Source organism: Saccharopolyspora sp. CA-218241 (assembly GCF_050954615.1).
GTDB lineage: Bacteria > Actinomycetota > Actinomycetes > Mycobacteriales > Pseudonocardiaceae > Saccharopolyspora > Saccharopolyspora cebuensis.
On sequence record NZ_CP191860.1, the window covers coordinates 191867 to 209887 of the forward strand.

The window sequence follows — 18021 nt, forward strand, 5'->3', positions numbered from 1 at the left end:
TCACCCCGGGTGCAGGGCGCTGGCGGCGCCGGTGATGGCCGACAGCGCCGTGATGAGCACCGGGTGCTCGCGGCTGCCGAGGCGGCTGGCGGTGAGGATGCGGCGCACCGGCGCGGGTTCGCCGCGGAGCGGGATGCGCTCGACGGGACGGCTCGCGTGCAGCCGGGCCAGCCGGGGCACCAGGATGATGCCGAACCCGTGGGCGACCAGGGCGGCTCCGGTCTCCCACTCGTCGGCGTAGTGCGCGATGTTCGGGGTGAACCCGGCCGCGGTGCAGGCGGTGAGCACCAGGTGGTGGTAGGTGCTGCCCGGGCGCCCCACGATCCACGGCTCGTCGGCGGCGTCGGCGAGCGTGGCGGTCGCGCGGTCGGCCAGCGGGTGCCCGCTGGGCACCACGAGGTCGAGCGGGTCGTCGAGCAACGGTCGCTGGTCGAACCGGGTGTCCGAGCTGGGCGGGGTCTGGGCGGTGGCGATCACCAGCGCGAGATCGGCGTCCCCGGCCAGCAGCAGGTCGAAGCAGCGGGTCGGCTCGGCTTCGATCACCCGGACGCCGAGCTGCGGGTAGTGGTCCCGCAGCGCCGCCGCGGCGGGCGGCAGCAGGTGGGAGGCGGCGGTGGAGAACCCGCAGAGCGTGAACGAGCCGCCGGTCTCCTCGGCCGCGGCGGCCAGTTCGGCGCGGGCCCGTTCCTCCTGGGCGTAGAGCAGCTCCGCGTGCCGGAGCACGGTCGTCGCGGCGGCGGTGAGCCGGATGCCCCGCCCGGACTGGGTCACCAGCTCGACGCCGAGCTCCGCCGCGAGCTGGCGCAACTGGTGCGAGACCGCCGAGGGCGTGTAGTGCAGCGCCGCTGCCGCTGCGGTGACCGTGCCGTGGTGGGCGACCATCTGGAGCACCCGCAGCTTCGGATCGACCATGCGAACATTTTGCACGATCGCGTTCGGAAAGGTTCGCTTTTCCTCAGCGGTCCGGCGCGCCAGGCTGGAGGCGTGGTGCTGAAGGGAATCTCCGACGACGGTGCGCCTCGGGGTGTGCGCTGGGCCCCCGGCCGCGCGCGCGAGGCGCGCACCGCGCTGTACCTGCTCGTCGTGCTCACCGCCGGGGCCTACCTGCCCAGCCCGCTGTACCCGCTCTACCAGCGCGAGTTCGGCTTCAGCGATCTCACCATGACCCTCGTCTACGCGATGTTCGCGCTGGTCAGCGTGCCGGTGCTGGTGCTGTTCGGCTCGCTGTCCGACGCGCTGGGCAAGCGCGCGGTGCTGCGCGGCGGCATCGCGCTGGCCGCCGTCGGATCCGCGTGCTTCGCCTTCGCCGCGGACCCGGGCTGGTTGCTCGTCGGCCGCGCGGCGCAGGGCCTGGCGCTCGGCGCCTGCACCGGGGCGGCGACCGCGCTGATCGCCGAGTGCGCGGACCGCCGGGACCGGGGCCGGGCCTCGGTGCTGGCCAGCATCGCGTTCGTGCTCGGCACCGCGGCCGGGCCGAGCGCGGCGGGGCTGCTCGCGCAGCACGCCCCGGCGCCGCGGGTGCTGCCCTACGCGCTGCACGCGGCGCTGCTCGCGATCGCCTGGCACCGGGTGGCCGCCGTGCCCGGGGCGCGCTCCGGGCGGTGGCGGCCGGAGCTGCCGCGCATCCCCCGGGGGAGCCGCCTGCGGTTCACCGCCGCCGCCGGTACCGGTTTCCTCGCCTGGACCGCGGCGGGCCTGTTCCTGGCGGTCATCCCGGCCGCGCTCGGCCGGGCGGCCGGGGTCGACGACCTGGCCGTCGTCGGCGGCGTCCTGGCCGCGGTGCTGCTCTGCTCCGCGCTCACCCAGCCGCTCGTCCCCCGGCTCGGCGCGCGGCGGGCGCAGCTCGCCGGGCTCGCCGGTCTCGCGGTCGGCCTGGCCGCGCTGGCGTTCACCGGGGGCGGTTCGGTGCCGGTGACCCTGCTCGCGGCGGTGGGCACCGGGCTCGGGCACGGGCTCGCCTACGGCGGGGCCAGCGCCGCCATCGCCGCCGACGACCGGCGCGGCGCGGTCACCTCCGCGCTCTACCTGGCGTTCTACCTGGGCGCCGGGGTACCGGCGGTGGCGGTCGGCCTGCTGGCGGGCCGGTTCGGCCTGACCACGGCGACCTCCTGGCTCAGCGCCGCCGCGGTGGTGCTCGTCCCGCTGGTCGCCCTGGCCGTCCTGCGCACCGCGGTGGTCGGGCGGCCGCCTGCCACCCGGCCGCTCGTCCGGACCGTGCTCACCGAGGCCCGCACCGTCGTCGACGCCCGGGTGCGCTTCCTCGGCGCCCCCCGGGTCGAACACCGCCGGGTCGAGCACAACCGGGTCGAACACCGCCGGATCGGGCACCGCCGGGTCGACCGGGCACCCGCCGCGCCGGTCCCGCACCGGCGGCACCCGGGAGCCGCGCACGTCCGCACCGCCCCGGCTCCGCAGCGACCCCGCGAGGACGTCGCGGCAGGCGTCTGAAGGGAGCGCTGCCCGCCTGCGCCGCGGCCTCAGGTGTTCTCGGCGGAGCGCTTGGGGTCGTAGTGGTCGGTCTCCGGCTTGGCCACCTCCTCCTCGCTGACCCGCTCCTCGCCGCGCTTGCGGAAGAACTGGAAGCCCGGGATGCCGACGATGGCCCGCCGCACGTCGTGGGTGACCTCCAGCAGCTCGTGGATCTCGGGGCCGACCCGGTCGAGCGTGCGCAGGATCGGCAGCACGTCGGTGAGCACGTGCTCGGTGAGCACCGGCAGCTCGTCGACCAGCCGGATCGCCGCGTCCACCTCCTTGTCCGAGATCTCCGAGACGAACCGGTCGGCCAGCGGGGCGCCCCGCCGCGCGATCGGCGCGTAGGCCTGGAGGAGCTGGTCGGCGGTGGAGGCGGAGCGGGCCGCCTCGTCGGCGATCCCGGCGGCCCGGTTCACCAGCGCCTCGGCCGCCGCCGAGATGCGCTGCGCTTCGGCGACGGTGGTGGCGGCGGCCTCGGCGGTGCCGCGCGCCTCGTCGACCAGGCCATCGGTGCGTTCCAGCAGCTCCTCCACCCGGCCCACGACCTCGTGCACGCGGGCCAGCAGCGATTCGGCGCCGTCGAGCAGCCCGAGCGCGCGGGCCGGGGCACCGGCGAGCGCGGTGGCGGAGTCGACGGCCCAGCTCGCGGTGGACTTCGCGAAGCCGAGCACGTCGCCGGGGGTGGGGATCCGGATGACCATGCCTCCACTGTGCCCGCTGGGCGCACCCGGCTGCCAGCCGATCGCGTGACGGGGCGGCCGCGGTCCGGAACCGCGTCGCGACGGCGTTGCACTGCTGATGAAAGTTCACCCGCTGGAGCGAAAAACGCCACCTGAAGGAGTGGGCAACCTTCGCTCAAGGGCGGCGCCGGACCCGGCGTGAGAACCATTTCCCCTGGTCAGGGTGCCTGCACCGGCCTTCATCGGGGTCCGGATCGCGGTGCTACGCGAGTCAGCAGGGGTTTAGCGTCCGGACGACACCTGATCAGCGGGTGTCCGAGCCGCGCCGCCTCCGGGAGCCGAGCATGAGTTCAGCCGCACGCCGCATCGGGATCGCCGCCCTCGGCGTCGCCCTGGGCGCGCTGGCCGGCTGCGGTCCCGCTCCGGCGCCGCCGCCGATGGCCATGATGGCCCCGGCCGTCGCGGGCCACCCCGCGGCGACCACCTTCACCGAGCTGACCGGGGCCCCGCGGGACCCGGAACCGGGCGCCGAGACCGATGGCGTGGTGCTCCGGGTCGCCGAGGACCTCGCCGTGCACGACGCGCCGGAGGGCGAGGTCTTCTCGACGTTGCCCGCCACCCAGCTCGACAACCCCACCTGGGTCCCGGTGATCGACCAGCGCGGCGACTGGGCGCAGGTGATGCTGCCGTCCCGGCCGAACGGTTCGGTCGGGTGGATCCGGGCGAGCGGCCTGCAGGCGGCGCGCTCGCCCTACGTCGTGGACGTCGACGTCGACGCCCGCCGGATGGTGGTGCGCCGGGACGGCGCGCCGATCGGCGAATGGGTCGTGGGGGTGGGCAAGCCCGCCTCCCCGACCCCGCGCGGGCGCACCTACATCATGGCCTCGATCGAGGAGACCGTGACCACGTTCAGCCCGATCATCCTGCCGCTGGGCACCCACTCGGAGACCTTCAACAGCTACGGCGGTGGTCCCGGCACCGTCGCGCTGCACGGGTGGCCCGACCCGGCCGTCTTCGGCCAGGACTCCAGCGACGGGTGCGTCCGGGTTCCCGCCGACGCGATGGAGCTGCTCACCACCCTGCCGCTGGGCACGGTGGTCCTGCTCCGGTGACTCGACCAGACCTCCGGGCGCCGACCGCCCGGGCAACCGAGGAAAAGGAAGTGCGACGAATGCGCAAGACTGCGTCCATCGCCGGTGTCGTCGCGGCGAGCGCCGGAATGCTGGCCGCCGGATCCCCGGCGTTCGCCGACTCCGCCGACAACGACGGCGCCAACGTCGGCAACGGCAACAACCTGAACGTGCTGCCGATCAACCTCTGCGGCAACAACATCGCCATCCTGGGCGTGGTGGCGCCGATCGCCTCGGCGCTCGGCAGCGACTGCGAGAACGCCCCGATCGTCGACCACCCGAGCACGGGCGGCGAGGAGGAGAAGGAGCCGGAGGCCCCGCGCACCCCGGAGGACCCGGGCACGCCGCAGGACCCGGGCACGCCCCAGAACCCGGGCACGCCGGGCACTCCGGGCACGCCCGGTGCGCCGACCGACCCGATCCTGGGCCGGGGCGAGGCGCAGCCCCAGCGCCAGGTGTCCTTCTCGGGGGAGCTGCTGCCGACCGCGCCGGCCCCGGTCTCCGTCCAGGGCCACCACGCGGTGACCGGCTGACCGATCATGCGGACGGTTGATCACGACCACCCGATGGGATCTTCCTCGGGTGCGTCGTCGATCGACGTCGTCGCGACGCAGCTAGATTGCGGACCTGCGCAGATCATTGCGCACTCCAGTGGCCGCCGGACGCGGGCGGCTACACCCCCAGGGCGGTGGTGTCCGGCGAAGTACTCCCCCCTCTCTTCGCCGGACACCACCAGCCGGAGGTCCTGACCCGGCGCACCTGAGGACCGCTTTCCCGTACCAACCACGACGCGGCATCACGGCTGTCCTCGCGAGAAGACCGCTGAGCGGTCTCGTCCGAGCACGGGCCGCGGTGCCGGCTGACGGCCGCACCGCATGCGGCTCCGCCGCATTCCGAACGGGGTCAGCGCGGTCGGGATCAGCGCGGGAAGGCGCGCGCCGCGGCGAGGAACGCGTCGTTCTCCTCGGGGCGGCCGATGGTGACCCGGGCGCCCTCACCGGCGAAGGCCCGCACCACGACCTTGTGCTCCAGGCAGTGCTCGCTGAACTCCGCGGTCCGCTCGCCGAGCGGCAACCAGACGAAGTTCGCCTGCGTCTCCGGCACCTCGTAGCCCTCGTCGACCAGCGCGCGGTGCACCCGCTCCCGCTCGGCGGCGACGTTGGCGCACCGGGCCCGCAGCTCGTCCTGCGCCTCCAGCGAGGCGATCGCGGCGGCTTGGGCGAGGGCGTTGACGCTGAACGGGATGCAGACCTTGCGCAGCGCGGCGGCGACCGGCTCGGAGGTCACCGCGTAGCCCACCCGCAGCCCGGCCAGCCCGTAGGCCTTGGAGAAGGTGCGCATCGAGGCGACGTTGTCCCGCTCGCGGGCCAGCTCCATGCCGTCGGGCGCGGCGGGGTCGGTGACGAACTCGAAGTACGCCTCGTCCAGGACCACCAGCACGTCCGAGGGCACCCGGTCCAGGAAGGCGGTGAGCTCCTCGCGGCGCAGCGTCGTGCCGGTCGGGTTGTTCGGCGTGCACACGAACATCAGCCGGGTGGCGGGGGTGATCGCGGCGAGCATCTCCTCCAGGTCCAGGGCGTGCTCGCCGGTCAGCGGCACCCGCACCTGCCGGGCCCCGGCGACCTGCGTGATGATCGGGTAGGCCTCGAAGGAGCGCCAGGGGAAGATCACCTCGTCGTCCGGGGTGCAGGTGGCCTGCACGAGCTGCTCGCACAGCGCCACCGAGCCGCAGCCGACGGCGACGCGCTCCGGGGCGACCGCGTAGTGCTCGGCCAGCGCGGCGGTCAGCGCGCCGACCCCCATGTCCGGGTAGCGGTGGATCTCGGCGCTGGCCTGCTGGATGGCCGCCACGGCGCTGGGCAGCGGCCCTTCCGAGACCTCGTTGCTGGCGAGCTTGATCGCGCCGGGCACGGTCCGCCCGGCCACGTAGGCGGGCAGCTCGTCGAGATCGGCACGCGTGCGCACGCTCATCGGCAGACTCCTATGCTCTCGGCCTACTGCGACGTTAACGGGTCGCTCCGCGTCGCCGTGCCCGGACCAGCGGAAAGGCTTCCTGCGACGGTCGGCCCAACACCATGCCTCCGATCGGTGACGGTCAGTGGAACTCGCTCCGCCAACCGGATGACGTGTTGCCCCGACGGGCCATCCCCGTGGTTACCTGCACGGTATGACGCAGACCCGCGCCGAGACGATCGCGCTCACCGATGGCACCGAACTGCGCCTCACGGTGGCCCGGCCGGAGACCGTGGTGCGCGGCGGCCTCGTCGTGCTGCACGAGGCCAAGGGCGTCACGAACCGCGTCCGGGCGCTGGCCGCCCGGCTCGCCGAGGAGGGCTGGCTCACCGTCGTCCCGCACCTCTACCACCGCGACGGCGCCGACGAGCTCGCCGCCGAGGAGGTCGCCGAGCACGTCCGGCGGCTCTCCGGCGAGGACCTGCTGGCCGACACCGACGCGGCCTTCGTGTGGCTGGCCGAGCAGGGCGTGGACACCGACCGGCAGGGCATCGTCGGCTTCGACCTCGGCGGGTCGGCGGCGCTCGTGGTGGCCGCCAGCCGCAGCCTCGGCGCGGCCGTCAGCGTCGGCGGGCCCGGCATCTGCGAGCCGGTCGCGGCGGCGCTGCCACCGCTGGTCGAGGTGGTCGGCGAGCTGACCTGCCCGTGGCTGGGCCTCTACGGCGACGACGAGCAGGTGCCGGCCGGTGAGGTGGACAAGCTCCGGGAGACCGCCGAGCGAGCCCGGGTGGTCACCGACGTGGTCCGCTACCCGGGAGCCGGACACCGCTTCGACCACGACGAGGACGCCGCCACCGAGGCGTGGCAGCGCGCGAGGAACTGGCTCGACCTGCACCTGCGCTGAGCCGACGCCCAGGTCGGACGGCCACGACGGGGACCGGGACCCCCCTTCGCAACGGGGTGCGAGGGGTGTGTACTCTTGTCTCCGGTGGCCGCGAAGAGGACTACCGGGAGGCTTCGCCTAGTCTGGTCTATGGCGCCGCACTGCTAATGCGGTTGGGGGTTACGCCCCCTCCCGGGTTCAAATCCCGGAGCCTCCGCAGAGTCCCCGCCGAGAGGCGGGGGCCGACAAGAGAATAGCAAGCGCCCGTAGCTCAACGGATAGAGCATCTGACTACGGATCAGAAGGTTTGGGGTTCGAATCCCTACGGGCGCGCGTCTGGTCGAGACAGCAGAAACCCCCAGTGCGCTGGGGGTTTCTTGCTATCCGGAGGTCGGCGCGACGGATCGGCGCATCGGGGTGGGCACGCTGCTGAGGTGGTCACCGGGTAACCTCGACCTGGCACCGTCGGTGCCGCTGCCGTAGTGGCTCACCGGCTCGTGGAAACACTGCGTAGGAAAATCGCTTGCGGCCCGCCGGTCGTCAGAGTGGCGAAGATCAGCGTGGGACGATAGCACCGCAGCAGGTCAACAGGTGCGCGCTGAAGGAACCGCCAGGCCCCGGGCCGGGTGAACGTCCCGCTCCGGTCCTTCCCGGGCCATGCAGGCCAACAGCACCGAGATTTGCGGCGCTTCGTCTCCCAAGGCTATACTTGTGGTCACTACGACCGGTTCCGCCTGCTTCGGTAGGCCCAGGGCCGGTCTTCATTATTTCTGGACGGTGTGCTTGGCCGGCGCAGTCAAGGAGTACCGACCCTACGACCAGCAGGTCGGTCTGCTCGCCCAGCGCGGGATGGACGTCGGGGACCGGCATGAAGCCGTCGCCATGCTGCGGCGAGTCAACTGCTACCGTCTCAGCGGCTACTGGTACCCATTCCGCGTGCAAGCCGCGGCGGGGCGTCAGGACGACTTCTACCCCGGGACCCGGCTAGCAGACGTCGTCTCGCTCTACGACTTCGACGCGAGGCTCCGTGCGGCCACCTTCACAGCGCTTGCCCCCATCGAGCTGGCAATCCGCGCGCTGCTCGGTCACGAGCTGGGAAAGGTCGACCCGTGCGCGCACCTCGACCCCGGCAAGCTCGGGCCCACCGCGCGAAGCGGTCCCGGTTACGGCCGTTGGCTCGATCGGTACGAGACCGACCTGCGGCAGTCCCGCGAAGATTTCGTCAATCACCATCGCCAGAGGTACGGAGGTCGCCTGCCGGTCTGGGCCGCGGTCGAGCTGCTCGGCTGGGGAGCTTTGACCTACCTCTACGGCTTCGCGCCTCGTGACGTCCAGGACAAGGTCGCCGATGCGTGCGGGCTGAGCGCGCCGCAGTTGACGACCTGGCTCAAGGCTCTGAACCTCGTGCGCAACACCTGCGCGCACCACGGCCGCCTGTTCAACCGCGTCCACGCGATCACCCCGAAGCGGCCGAGGTGGGGAAGGCATCCGGACCTCGATGCGGCGGTGGCGGAGTGGAACCGGACCTTCGGTCAGCTGACGCTGATCCAGTTCCTCCTCGATCGACTCCAGGTGGGGCGGAAGACGCTCCTGCCTGCTGTGCTGAAGAGCTTCCCGTCTGTTCGAGCAGTCCCGATCACGCACCTGGGTGCGGCGAGCGACTGGCAGAGCACCAGCACGTTGTGGAGTACCTGACCTGATCTCTCGATGGTGCGGAATGCGCTGCCGACTTCGCCGTCTCCGTCCGGGTGCGTGCGTGGATGCGGGCGCCGGTCCGCACGAGGACCGCAGGCCGGCGCGCCTCGCGGCGTGATCTGGGGCCGGTGCTGCTCGGTAGGCTTCCCGGGTGTGGACGGGATGACGGCGGTCGTGACCGGTGCGGGCAGCGGGATCGGGCGGGCGTTGGCCCGTGCGCTGGCGGCGCGCGGGGCCGACCTGGTGCTGGCCGACATCGACGCCGCCGCCTTGGGCGAGGTCGCGGATTCCCTGGGAGCGCAGGCGGTCGTCACCGATGTCGCTTCGCCGGAATCGGTCGAGGTGCTGGCCCGGGCCGCCGGCGATGCCCGGTTGGTGTGCCTGAACGCCGGGATCGTGGGTGCGGACCTCGGCGCGCCGTGGGAGGTGGCCGCGGCCGACTGGGACCGGGTGTTCGCGGTCAACGTCGGTGGTGTCGTCAACGGTCTGCGCGCGTTCGTGCCTCGACTGCTGGCTGCGGACCGGTCGGCCCACGTCCTGATCACGGGCTCGTTGGCCGGGGCCGCGACGTTTCCCGGCGGCGGTGCCTACGGTCCCTCGAAGCACGCGGTCGTAGCCGTGGCCGAGCACGCCGCGATGGCGCTGGCCGACACCCCGATCGGCGTCAGCATGCTGTGCCCCGCCCTGGTGGCGACCGGCATGTCCGGCGAGGGGGTCCCGCCCGACGACATCGCCGCGGCGGCGCTGGCCACGATCGAGGACGGGACGTTCGCCGTGGTCCCGCCCGAGTGGCAGCACGCCGTCGTCACCGCTGCCACGCGGCTCGCCAGCGGTCGACGTCCGCAAGCGCCCGCACCCGCCGACCGCCGCACCGGGGAGGGCGGACCACCGCTGCCTCCCCGGTGACCCCGACGGGGGAGGGTCACCGCCGCCAGAATGGGGGCATGGCGCGCGCGTTCGACGATCTCCTGGGCGAGGCCGACTCGGCAGCCGTGGACGGGTGGGACTTCTCCTGGCTGGACGGTCGGGCCACCGAGCAACGCCCCTCGTGGGGCTACCAGCGGTCGATGAGCCGGCGGCTCGCGGCGGCGTCCGCCGCGCTGGACGTCCAGACCGGCGGAGGTGAGGTGCTGGCGGAAGCGGCGCGCTTCCCGCCCGCGATGGCCGCCACGGAGTCGTGGCCACCCAACCTCGCCCAGGCCACGCGGTTGCTCGGCCCGCGCGGTGTCGTCGTCGTCGCGGCCCCGGACCAGCGACCGCTGCCGTTCGCCGACGCCGCGTTCGAGCTGGTGACCAGCCGCCATCCCGCCACCGTGCGGTGGGGCGAGATCGCGCGCGTGCTCGCCCCCGGTGGCACCTACTTCGCCCAGCACGTCGGACCGGCCACCGCGTTCGAGCTGGTGGAGCACTTCCTCGGTCCGCAGCCCGAAGCGCGGCGGAAGCGCCACCCCGACGACGAGAGCGCCGAGGCCGAGGCCGCGGGCCTGGCGGTCGTGGACGTGCGCTGCGAGCGGCTGCGGATGGAGTTCTTCGACATCGGCGCGATCGTCTACTTCCTGCGGAAGGTGATCTGGACCGTGCCCGGCTTCACCGTCGAGGGCTACCGCGACGCGCTGCACGCGCTGCACCAGCACATCGAGCGCGAGGGCTCGTTCGTGGCGCACTCCTCCCGCACCCTGTTCGAGGCTCGCAAGCCCGCCTGAGCAGCAACCGGCTGACATGTCGGGAACAGTTGACATGTCGGGTTCGGCTTACGTATCGTGCGGCGGTGTCCGAAGACGTCTTCCTCGCGCTGGCCAGCCCGGCCCGTCGTCGTCTGCTGGAGCTGCTGGCGGACGGTCCCCGGACGGCCGGTGACCTGGCGGCCCAGTTCGAGATGAGCCGTCCCGCGGTCGCCGAGCACCTGCAGGTCCTGCGCCGCGCGGCGCTCGTCCGGGACGAGCCGGTCGGCCGCCACCGCCTGTACCACCTGGAGGCCGAGCCGCTGGAGCAGGTCGGCGAGTGGCTGCACCCGTTCGAGAGGTTCTGGCGGGAGCGCCTGCGCAGCCTGGCCGACGTCGTGGAGAACGAGGAGGAATCGTGATGGCCTACGCCCGCACCGGAACCATCTCCGTTGACCAGTTCATCGACGCCCCGCCGGCGGAGGTCTGGCGGGCCCTGACCGATCCCGAACTGCACGCGCGGTGGTGGGCCCCCGGCGACATCGCCGAGCACGTCGGCCACCGGTTCCACCTCGAGATGCCCGGGTTCGGCTCGATCCCCTGCGAGGTGCTGGAATCCCGGCCGCACGAGCGGTTCGCCTACAGCTTCAACGGCGACTGGACGCTGACCTGGCGGCTGGTCCCGGAGGGGCGCGGGACGCGGCTGCTGCTCGACCACTCCGGGTTCGACCTCGACGACAAGCGCGGTCGCAACGCGTGCGAGCGGATGGGCCCCGGCTGGCGCGACGGGGTCCTGCCCCGGCTCGCCGAACTGCTCCCGGCGGGCGGCTGACCGCCTCGGCGGTGGACGGATCAGCCCTCGAATTCCCCGTAGCTGCGGGGAAACCCCTTCGCGGGCGCCGCGCTTCGTGCTTCTCCTCCGGGGTGTGACACGGTCTGTGCCGACCTGGAACCGCGCATGGTCCGGTCGGTCGCGGGCACGTTCGGCGCGGTGAACGAACCAGAAGGGAAGTCCGGTGAAGATCGGTAGCGTTCTGACGTCCAGCAGAAAATGGCTGGTGGCGTTGCCCGTGCTCGCGATGAGCGTTGCGGGCTGCGGCTCGCAGAGCGCGACGGCGGGCAAGGACGTCGCATCGACTGCTTCGGGCGACGGCACGAGTCGCACCGCGCCGCCTTCGAAGCGGACCACCCCCGGCAAGCCGACCGGGGGGAGCGCCAAGCCGGACGAGGCCGTGAAGAACTTCGTCACGCAGGTGCTGACCGAGAACTACGCGGAGTTGTGCATGAGCAATGCGCCGGTTCTGCCGCCCGACCAGGACCCCGCGGTCTTCTGCGCGCAGCCGGCGATGCACAAGTCGATGGGCTCGCTGCACGATGCGTGGGCCAAGCCCGGGGTGAAGCTGCCGCCGGAGGGGGAGGTGACGGTCGACGTGCCGGTCAAGAAGAAGGCCAAGAAGGTCGAGGTGCCGGACACGGCCATCACCCTCGACGGCCGGAGCCTGCGCGAGCTGGAACTCATCGGTTCGTCCGGCGACACCAGTTCGTTCTCGCTGTCCCTGGGCGTCGTCAAGAAGGACGGCCGGTGGTACGTGGAGAGCTGGAACATCGAGGTGTGAACGGACCCTCCGGCTGCTGCTGACTCCGCGCCGCGACGGGCTGCGGAACCGGCCACCGATCGATCCGGGTCGTGCGCATCCGGGTCGTCGCCCCCACCACGTCTCCGCCGAAGCGAGGGAACCCGGCTCGGCGCTGGTGGACGGATCAGCCCTCGCGATCCGGTGGTGTCCACGCCGGGTTCCGGCCGGCCAGCCCGAGCGCCCGGTCGAACAGCGGGGCGTCCGCCGGCACCGGCACCACCGGGCCGAACAGGCCCGCCCGCGCCTCCGGGTCGTCGGGCACCGCCGAGGCGAACGCATGCACGGCTTCGGCGCTCGCCGGGTCGACCTGGTACCCGCGGCCCAGCGCCTTGGCCAGGTCCCACCCGTGCAGCACCAGTTCGTCGAGGGCGACCGCACCGGCTTCCGCGGCGGGGAAGTTCTGCCCGCCCGCCCAGGTCGTGCCTTCCCACGCGGCGGGCTCCCGCCAGGCGGCGACCAGCGCGTCCAGCCGTTCCGGCAGCAGGCTCGGCCAGGACGGGTCCAGCCGCGAGACCGAGGGTTCCGGCGGGGGCTGCCTGACGATCTCGGTGTCGGTCTTGTCCGCCGCGTACCGGAAGGCCAGCGCCAAGGTCATGATGTGATCGAGCAGGTCGCCCACCGAGGTCCCCGCGCAGGGGGTGGGCGCGGTGAGCCGCCCCGTCGCGTCGGGCACCAGCGCCCGGAGTCGAACGGCCGCGGGTTCGAGATCGAGCATCGTCGTCACCTCGGCATCGTGGTCGGATGTCGGCGCGCAGAATCATCACCCTGCCGGGCGACCTCGGCAACTCCTCGGTCCCGGACCGCCCCCGGCTCAGCGGTGGGCGACGGGGATCCGGCGGGCGGCGCTGCCGGGCCGGCGCCGGCGGGCGGGCTCCTCGGGCGCGGGGCGCTGGGCGGGGACCGTCGGCGCGCTCAGCACGTCGACGCGCTGGTTGAGCTCGGCGCTCACCGACATCAGGCCGAGGAACAGCAGTCCGAGCCCGAGCTCGTTCCAGCTCGCCCCGCCGCCCGGGGTGAGCACCAGATCGCCGATGACCATGCTCAGACCCGCCAGCACCAGCACCACGGTCAGCACTCGATGTCCCGTCGACTGCACAGGTCCTCCTCAACGCTCGGTGGTATCCGGTGGCCGCCGCACTGCTCTCCTCGGCGGCTGGTTGAAGACTGTCAAGCGGCCATGATCTTCGGCTGAATGCCGCGTGAGAGGGCTTTCATCGAGTCCGCGCCCGGGCCGGTGCCGCCCACCCCGGTGGCGAGCTCGTCGAACTTCCCGCGTGTGCTCGGGTTTTCCCGTGGGCAAGGGATGTTCGTCCTTTTGCGGGAGGTCCGGGGCGGCCCTAGCGTCGGAGGTGCCGTCCGGGTCGCCGCGGCGCGGATTCGTGGTGCCCGGAGCCGATTTCCGTTCGAGGGGGGACCGATGGGTCGCGTGAGAACCCGTGATGGCGTGGAGCTGTTCTACAACGACTGGGGCAGCGGTCCTCCGGTGCTGTTCTGCCACGGCTGGCCGCTCAACGGCGACGCCTGGCAGGACCAGATGAAGTTCGTGGCCGACAACGGGTTCCGCGGCATCGCGCACGACCGCCGCGGGCACGGGCGCTCCGAGCAGCCGTGGGGCGGCTACGACTTCGACACCTTCGCCGACGACCTCGACGACCTGATCCAGGCGCTGGACCTGCAGGACGTGGCGCTCGTGGCGCACTCGATGGGCGGCGGTGAGCTCGCCCGCTACATCGGCAGGCACGGCACCGCCCGGGTGAGCAAGGCGGTGCTGCTCTCGGCGATCCCGCCGATGCTGGGCCAGACCGACCGGAACCCGGACGGGGTGCCCGGTCAGGTGTTCGAGGACATCAAGAGCGGTATCCTGGGGGAGCGCTCCCAGTTCTGGAAGGACACGGCCACCGGGTTCTTCGGCGCCAACCGCCCGGGCAGCAACGCCACCCGGGGCAACGAGGACGCCTTCTGGTACATGGCGATGCAGGAGAGCATCGAGGCCGGGGTGCGGTGCGTGGACGCCTTCGCCTGGACCGACTTCACCGAGGACCTGGCGAAGTTCGACGTCCCGACGCTGGTCGTGCACGGCGACGACGACCAGGTGGTGCCGTACTCGGTCAGCGGCGGGAAGACCGCCGAGCTGGTGCGCGGCGCCCAGCTCAAGGTGTACGAGGGCGGCTCGCACGGCATCGCGCTGGTCCCCGGTGACAAGGAGCGGTTCAACGAGGACCTGCTGGAGTTCCTGCGGAGCTGACCCGCCGCTAGGGAACGCCAATGGCCTGCGTGGCGGTGCGGGTGGCGGAACCTCAGCGGTCTTCTCGCTCCGGGAGCCGCTCGGCGATGTACCCACTTCGTACACGGCGTCGCGGCTGTCCTCGCGAGAAGGCGCTGAGCGGCACCGTCCGAGCACGGGCCTCGGTGCAAGCTGACGGCCCCACCGCATGCGGCTCCGCCGCATCCTGAAATGAGCCTCAGGCGGCGATGGACTTGCGCAGCGTGCGCAGGCAGAGGCTCAGCGCCTGGTGCTTGGTGACGTGCTCGGTGCTGGCTTGCTGCCACGCCGAGTACAGCAGCGACCACAGCAGGTTCTGCACCCACTCCGGCGGCAGCTCCGGGTCGACGGTGCCGTCGCGGTGACCGTTCTCGACGAGCTCGATGATCGCGCGGTCGGAGGCGGTGCATTCCGTCCACGCGGCGGACTGGGTGAACTGCGGGTCGCTGAAGATGAGCATGAGGAGGTCGCCCAGCTCGAACAGCTCCTGGCAGAGCCGACCGAGGGCCTCCGGCGCGGTACCGCGCGCGAGGTGCGCCCGCTCGGCCGCGTCGTCGATCCGCTCCAGCGCGTCCGAGCCCAGGTCGTGCTGCAACGCGGAGCGCTCCGGGAAGTACCGGTGCAGCGTGGTGCGGCCGACGCCCGCGGCGGCGGCGATGTCGCCGAGCGAGGCGGTGGGGTCCTGGGAGAGCACGGTGACCGCCGCGTCCAGGATGGCGCGCCGGGTGCGCGCGCGGGTGGCGGTCTCCAGGGCTCGTTCCGCACTGCTCATGGTCGAGGAGCCTAGTGGAGCGTGCCCTTCTGGAAAATCGCTGGACCGGTGTGGAACAGGCGTGTTCCACTTCCGGTCATGGCTGCTTCGGAGGGAAACACCGCCGACCGATCCGGTCGGCTGGGCGTGCTGTGGTCGTTCGCGCGACCGCACCTGCGCACGCTCGCGCTCGGGCTGCTCCTGGCGCTGATCGGCTCCGGCATGGGACTGGCCACGCCGATGGTCACCAAGTGGGTGCTCGACTCGGTCGGGGCGGGCGGTTCGCTGGCCGGGCCGATCGCGTCGCTGCTGGTGCTGATGGTGGTCGGCGCGGTGGTCTGGGCCGCGCAGTGGACGATGCTCGGCACGCTCGGGGAGCGGGTGGTGCTCGACGCACGCGAGTCGATGGTGCGTCGGTTCTTCCGCGCGCGGGTGCCCGCGCTCGGCGCGCGCCCCTCCGGCGAGCTGGTCACCCGCGTCACGTCCGACACGCTGCTGCTGCGCGAGGCCGCCACGTCCAGCGTGATCGGGCTGATCAACGGCGCGATCATGCTGCTCGGCACGTTGGTGCTGATGGCGGTGCTGGACGTGGTGCTGCTCGGCGTCACGGTCGCCGCGGTGGCGGTCGTGGCGGTGCTGTTCGGCGTGCTGATGCCCGCCATCGCCAAGTCGGAGGAGAAGACGCAGCAGCACGTCGGCGCGCTCGGGGGCGCGCTCGAAGGCACGCTGCGCGCGATCCGCACCGTCAAGGCCAGCCGGGCGGAGGAGCGCCAGGCCGAGCGGGTCCTGGCGCACGCCCGGGAGTCCACCCGCAACGCGATCCGGGCGGTGCGCCGCACCGCGGCGTCCTGGACGATCGCGTGGACCGGCATCCAGCTCGCGATCATCCTGATCCTCGGCGTCGGGGCGTGGCGGGTCGGCGCGGGCGAGCTGGAGGTCTCCAGCCTGATCGCCTTCCTGCTCTACGCCTTCGGGTTGATGGACCCGATCACCGAGCTGAGCCACAACGTCACCGCGCTGCAGTCCGGCGTCGCCGCGGCCGGCCGGATCCGCGAGGTGAGCGCGCTGGCGGTCGAGCCCGAGGGCGGTGCCGCGGCCCGCCGGGAAGCGGTCCCGGACAGTCCGGTGCTGGAGCTGCGCGGCGTCACGGCGGCGTACGGGCCGGATGCGGCGCCCGCCGTGCGCGGCGTCGACCTGACCATCCCGCGCCGCGGCCACACGGCGATCGTGGGGCCGTCCGGTGCGGGCAAGACGACGATCTTCTCGCTGCTGCTGCGCTTCCTCGAACCGCAGCGGGGGGAGCTGCTGCTCGACGGCCACCCCTACCCCGAGCTGGGCCACGGGCAGGTGCGCGAGCGGCTGGCCTACGTCGAGCAGGAGACGCCGGTGGTACCGGGCACGATTCGCGACAACCTGCTGTTCACCCACCCCGACGCCACCGAGGAGGAGATCGACGCCGCGCTGCGGGAGGTGCGGCTCGACGACAAGATCGCCGCGCTGGCGGAAGGCCTGGACACCCCGCTGGGCGAGACGTCGGTGTCCGGCGGTGAGCGGCAGCGGATCGCGCTGGCGCGGGCGATCCTGCGGACCCCGGACGTGCTGCTGCTCGACGAGGCCACGGCCCAGGTCGACGGCCGCACCGAGGCGGCGATCCACGACTGCATCCGCTCCCGGGCGGCCTCGGGCGCGGTGGTCACCATCGCGCACCGGCTGTCCACGGTGATCGACGCCGACACCATCGTCGTCCTGGAGGACGGTCAGGTCCGCGCCCGCGGCAGCCACGAGGAGCTGGTGGCCGCCGACCCGGTGTACCGGGAACTCGTGGAGGCGCTGCGGATCGCCGATTCCGGCGCGGAGCCCGTTCCGGTCAGCGCATCCGCCGAACTCCGGTGACCCTGGGAGGTGAGCCACCGAACCGAGAGGGGACCACCGATGATCGACTTTTCCGGCGAGGCAGCGGCCACCCGGCGCCAGGTGCACCAGCAGACCTTCGGCGACGACGAGCGGGTGAGCATGTTGCTCCGGCGCAGGTTCGCGGCGCCGCTCCGGGAGGTCTGGGATGCGGTGGCCGACCCGGAACGGCTCCGGAGCTGGTTCCTGCCGGTCCACGGCGACTTCCGCGTCGGCGGCTGGTTCCAGCTCGAGGGCAACGCGGGAGGACGCATCCTCAAGTGCGCACCGCCGCGCCGGCTCAAGGTGCTGTTCGGCTCCGAGGACAGCGTGCTGGAGTTCCGGCTGTCCCAGTGCGACGACACCACCGCGCTGGAGCTGGAGCACTCGGTGCCGCTGGCGGTGGCGGGCAGCGGTGCCGGTGCGCTGTTCGCCGGACCCGGTTGGGACGCCACCCTGCTCGCGCTGGACCTGCACCTGCGCGGGGAACCCGTGGTCGACCCGATCCGCTGGCAGCGCAGCGAGGAGGGCCAGCGGTTCTCGCAGCAGATGATCCGCTCGTGGGTGGCGGTGATCGGCTCCTCCGGCACCGCCGACGGGGACGCCATCGCCGAGGCGCTGCGGGCGGCCTCGGCGCAGTGGACGCCGGACCTCGTGGGCCGGGACCCGGTGCTGAGCTGGTCGGGCCGGATCGTCCCGGAGCAGGCTCGGGGCGAGCGGCCCACCGCGGATCTCCACGTGGACTGAGAGTCCGCGCGGAGAGGGCGACGCCTGCCGCGCGGCGAGCCGCTGCGTTGTCGTCGGTCGCCGCAGCTCCGCTGCGACTCCTTGCTCCGCCTCGCGGCTCCTCCACGTGGACAGCGCCCACGACGAACAGGCCCACGACGGGCACGCTCCGACGGGCACGCTCACGACGGCAGTCCCGCTCCGCGCGAACTCCCCGCGTCGCCGAGCGCACCGCGGCCTGCGCCTGCGATGGTGGTGGGGGACGAGCCGGGAGGTCGGG

The 18021-nt window shown here is 72.9% G+C and carries 19 protein-coding genes and 2 tRNA genes; 15 read left to right on the forward strand and 6 right to left on the reverse strand.

What is annotated here, in order from left to right; genetic code table 11:
- Positions 1-912, reverse strand: a complete 912-nt coding sequence (locus tag ACQP0T_RS01055) for a LysR family transcriptional regulator (RefSeq protein WP_433870876.1) — start codon at positions 910-912, stop codon at positions 1-3.
- 72 nt (positions 913-984) lie between these two features.
- Here ACQP0T_RS01055 and ACQP0T_RS01060 point away from each other — a divergent pair, with 72 nt between their 5' ends.
- The gene (locus ACQP0T_RS01060) at positions 985-2448 is read left to right on the forward strand and encodes an MFS transporter (protein WP_433870877.1); all 1464 of its coding nucleotides are present in this window, start codon (positions 985-987) and stop codon (positions 2446-2448) included.
- A gap of 29 nt (positions 2449-2477) precedes the next feature.
- Here ACQP0T_RS01060 and ACQP0T_RS01065 read toward each other — a convergent pair whose 3' ends face one another.
- Positions 2478-3173, reverse strand: a complete 696-nt coding sequence (locus tag ACQP0T_RS01065) for a hypothetical protein (protein ID WP_433870878.1) — start codon at positions 3171-3173, stop codon at positions 2478-2480.
- A gap of 323 nt (positions 3174-3496) precedes the next feature.
- On the opposite strand from ACQP0T_RS01065, the gene ACQP0T_RS01070 reads away from it, so the two are divergent.
- Positions 3497-4264 (forward strand): L,D-transpeptidase family protein, encoded by a 768-nt coding sequence (locus tag ACQP0T_RS01070; RefSeq protein ID WP_433870879.1) that lies wholly within the window; start codon positions 3497-3499, stop codon positions 4262-4264.
- A gap of 59 nt (positions 4265-4323) precedes the next feature.
- The gene (locus ACQP0T_RS01075) at positions 4324-4815 is read left to right on the forward strand and encodes a hypothetical protein (protein ID WP_433870880.1); all 492 of its coding nucleotides are present in this window, start codon (positions 4324-4326) and stop codon (positions 4813-4815) included.
- A 385-nt stretch (positions 4816-5200) separates the two neighbouring features.
- On the opposite strand, the gene hisC is transcribed toward ACQP0T_RS01075, so the two are convergent.
- Entirely contained in the window at positions 5201-6253 is a 1053-nt protein-coding gene (hisC, locus tag ACQP0T_RS01080) for a histidinol-phosphate transaminase (protein ID WP_433870881.1), read from the reverse strand.
- Positions 6254-6449: 196 nt separating this feature from the next.
- Between hisC and ACQP0T_RS01085 the strand changes: the two genes are divergently transcribed.
- From ACQP0T_RS01085 to ACQP0T_RS01125, 9 genes are all read left to right on the forward strand, one after another.
- Positions 6450-7139 carry a dienelactone hydrolase family protein gene (locus tag ACQP0T_RS01085; protein WP_433870882.1) on the forward strand — a complete coding sequence of 230 codons (690 nt, stop codon included), beginning with the start codon at positions 6450-6452 and terminating at the stop codon, positions 7137-7139.
- A gap of 106 nt (positions 7140-7245) precedes the next feature.
- Positions 7246-7335, forward strand: a tRNA-Ser gene (locus tag ACQP0T_RS01090).
- A gap of 43 nt (positions 7336-7378) precedes the next feature.
- A tRNA-Arg gene (locus ACQP0T_RS01095) sits at positions 7379-7451 on the forward strand.
- 450 nt (positions 7452-7901) lie between these two features.
- Positions 7902-8813: an Abi family protein gene (locus ACQP0T_RS01100; protein ID WP_433870883.1), complete on the forward strand. Its 912-nt coding sequence runs from the start codon at positions 7902-7904 to the stop codon at positions 8811-8813.
- A gap of 162 nt (positions 8814-8975) precedes the next feature.
- Positions 8976-9719 carry an SDR family NAD(P)-dependent oxidoreductase gene (locus ACQP0T_RS01105; RefSeq protein ID WP_433870884.1) on the forward strand — a complete coding sequence of 248 codons (744 nt, stop codon included), beginning with the start codon at positions 8976-8978 and terminating at the stop codon, positions 9717-9719.
- A gap of 38 nt (positions 9720-9757) precedes the next feature.
- Complete coding sequence (locus ACQP0T_RS01110; RefSeq protein ID WP_433870885.1) at positions 9758-10516, forward strand: methyltransferase domain-containing protein; 759 nt, start codon at positions 9758-9760, stop codon at positions 10514-10516.
- Between the two features lie 65 nt (positions 10517-10581).
- A complete protein-coding gene (locus ACQP0T_RS01115) occupies positions 10582-10896 on the forward strand; it encodes an ArsR/SmtB family transcription factor (protein ID WP_345359495.1) in 315 nt (104 codons plus the stop codon).
- Positions 10896-11306 carry an SRPBCC family protein gene (locus ACQP0T_RS01120; RefSeq protein WP_433873881.1) on the forward strand — a complete coding sequence of 137 codons (411 nt, stop codon included), beginning with the start codon at positions 10896-10898 and terminating at the stop codon, positions 11304-11306. Before ACQP0T_RS01115 ends, ACQP0T_RS01120 begins: the two co-directional genes overlap by 1 nt.
- A gap of 184 nt (positions 11307-11490) precedes the next feature.
- Positions 11491-12090 carry a hypothetical protein gene (locus ACQP0T_RS01125; RefSeq protein ID WP_433870886.1) on the forward strand — a complete coding sequence of 200 codons (600 nt, stop codon included), beginning with the start codon at positions 11491-11493 and terminating at the stop codon, positions 12088-12090.
- 145 nt (positions 12091-12235) lie between these two features.
- On the opposite strand, the gene ACQP0T_RS01130 is transcribed toward ACQP0T_RS01125, so the two are convergent.
- Together ACQP0T_RS01130 and ACQP0T_RS01135 are read right to left on the reverse strand one after the other, a co-directional pair.
- Positions 12236-12826: a TIGR03086 family metal-binding protein gene (locus ACQP0T_RS01130; protein ID WP_433870887.1), complete on the reverse strand. Its 591-nt coding sequence runs from the start codon at positions 12824-12826 to the stop codon at positions 12236-12238.
- 96 nt (positions 12827-12922) lie between these two features.
- Positions 12923-13207 (reverse strand): hypothetical protein, encoded by a 285-nt coding sequence (locus ACQP0T_RS01135; RefSeq protein WP_433870888.1) that lies wholly within the window; start codon positions 13205-13207, stop codon positions 12923-12925.
- A 321-nt stretch (positions 13208-13528) separates the two neighbouring features.
- On the opposite strand from ACQP0T_RS01135, the gene ACQP0T_RS01140 reads away from it, so the two are divergent.
- Positions 13529-14356, forward strand: coding sequence for an alpha/beta fold hydrolase (locus tag ACQP0T_RS01140; protein ID WP_433870889.1), 828 nt, complete (start codon positions 13529-13531; stop codon positions 14354-14356).
- 217 nt (positions 14357-14573) lie between these two features.
- On the opposite strand, the gene ACQP0T_RS01145 is transcribed toward ACQP0T_RS01140, so the two are convergent.
- The gene (locus tag ACQP0T_RS01145; RefSeq protein ID WP_433870890.1) at positions 14574-15146 is read right to left on the reverse strand and encodes a TetR/AcrR family transcriptional regulator; all 573 of its coding nucleotides are present in this window, start codon (positions 15144-15146) and stop codon (positions 14574-14576) included.
- 78 nt (positions 15147-15224) lie between these two features.
- Here ACQP0T_RS01145 and ACQP0T_RS01150 point away from each other — a divergent pair, with 78 nt between their 5' ends.
- Both ACQP0T_RS01150 and ACQP0T_RS01155 read left to right on the forward strand, forming a co-directional pair.
- Positions 15225-17018, forward strand: a complete 1794-nt coding sequence (locus ACQP0T_RS01150) for an ABC transporter ATP-binding protein (RefSeq protein WP_433870891.1) — start codon at positions 15225-15227, stop codon at positions 17016-17018.
- Positions 17019-17057: 39 nt separating this feature from the next.
- On the forward strand, positions 17058-17762 hold the full coding sequence (locus tag ACQP0T_RS01155) for an SRPBCC domain-containing protein (protein ID WP_433870892.1): 705 nt from the start codon (positions 17058-17060) through the stop codon (positions 17760-17762).
- Positions 17763-18021: the final 259 nt, after the last annotated feature.

Bases quoted from the DNA above. Each gene is read 5' to 3' on its own strand.
- ACQP0T_RS01055 (WP_433870876.1), bottom strand. From the start codon at position 912: ATGGTCGATCCGAAGCTGCGGGTGCTCCAGATGGTCGCCCACCACGGC.
- ACQP0T_RS01065 (WP_433870878.1), bottom strand. From the start codon at position 3,173: ATGGTCATCCGGATCCCCACCCCCGGCGACGTGCTCGGCTTCGCGAAG.
- ACQP0T_RS01070 (WP_433870879.1), top strand. From the start codon at position 3,497: ATGAGTTCAGCCGCACGCCGCATCGGGATCGCCGCCCTCGGCGTCGCC.
- ACQP0T_RS01075 (WP_433870880.1), top strand. From the start codon at position 4,324: ATGCGCAAGACTGCGTCCATCGCCGGTGTCGTCGCGGCGAGCGCCGGA.
- hisC (WP_433870881.1), bottom strand. From the start codon at position 6,253: ATGAGCGTGCGCACGCGTGCCGATCTCGACGAGCTGCCCGCCTACGTG.
- ACQP0T_RS01085 (WP_433870882.1), top strand. From the start codon at position 6,450: ATGACGCAGACCCGCGCCGAGACGATCGCGCTCACCGATGGCACCGAA.
- ACQP0T_RS01105 (WP_433870884.1), top strand. From the start codon at position 8,976: ATGACGGCGGTCGTGACCGGTGCGGGCAGCGGGATCGGGCGGGCGTTG.
- ACQP0T_RS01110 (WP_433870885.1), top strand. From the start codon at position 9,758: ATGGCGCGCGCGTTCGACGATCTCCTGGGCGAGGCCGACTCGGCAGCC.
- ACQP0T_RS01120 (WP_433873881.1), top strand. From the start codon at position 10,896: ATGGCCTACGCCCGCACCGGAACCATCTCCGTTGACCAGTTCATCGAC.
- ACQP0T_RS01130 (WP_433870887.1), bottom strand. From the start codon at position 12,826: ATGCTCGATCTCGAACCCGCGGCCGTTCGACTCCGGGCGCTGGTGCCC.
- ACQP0T_RS01140 (WP_433870889.1), top strand. From the start codon at position 13,529: ATGGGTCGCGTGAGAACCCGTGATGGCGTGGAGCTGTTCTACAACGAC.
- ACQP0T_RS01145 (WP_433870890.1), bottom strand. From the start codon at position 15,146: ATGAGCAGTGCGGAACGAGCCCTGGAGACCGCCACCCGCGCGCGCACC.
- ACQP0T_RS01150 (WP_433870891.1), top strand. From the start codon at position 15,225: ATGGCTGCTTCGGAGGGAAACACCGCCGACCGATCCGGTCGGCTGGGC.
- ACQP0T_RS01155 (WP_433870892.1), top strand. From the start codon at position 17,058: ATGATCGACTTTTCCGGCGAGGCAGCGGCCACCCGGCGCCAGGTGCAC.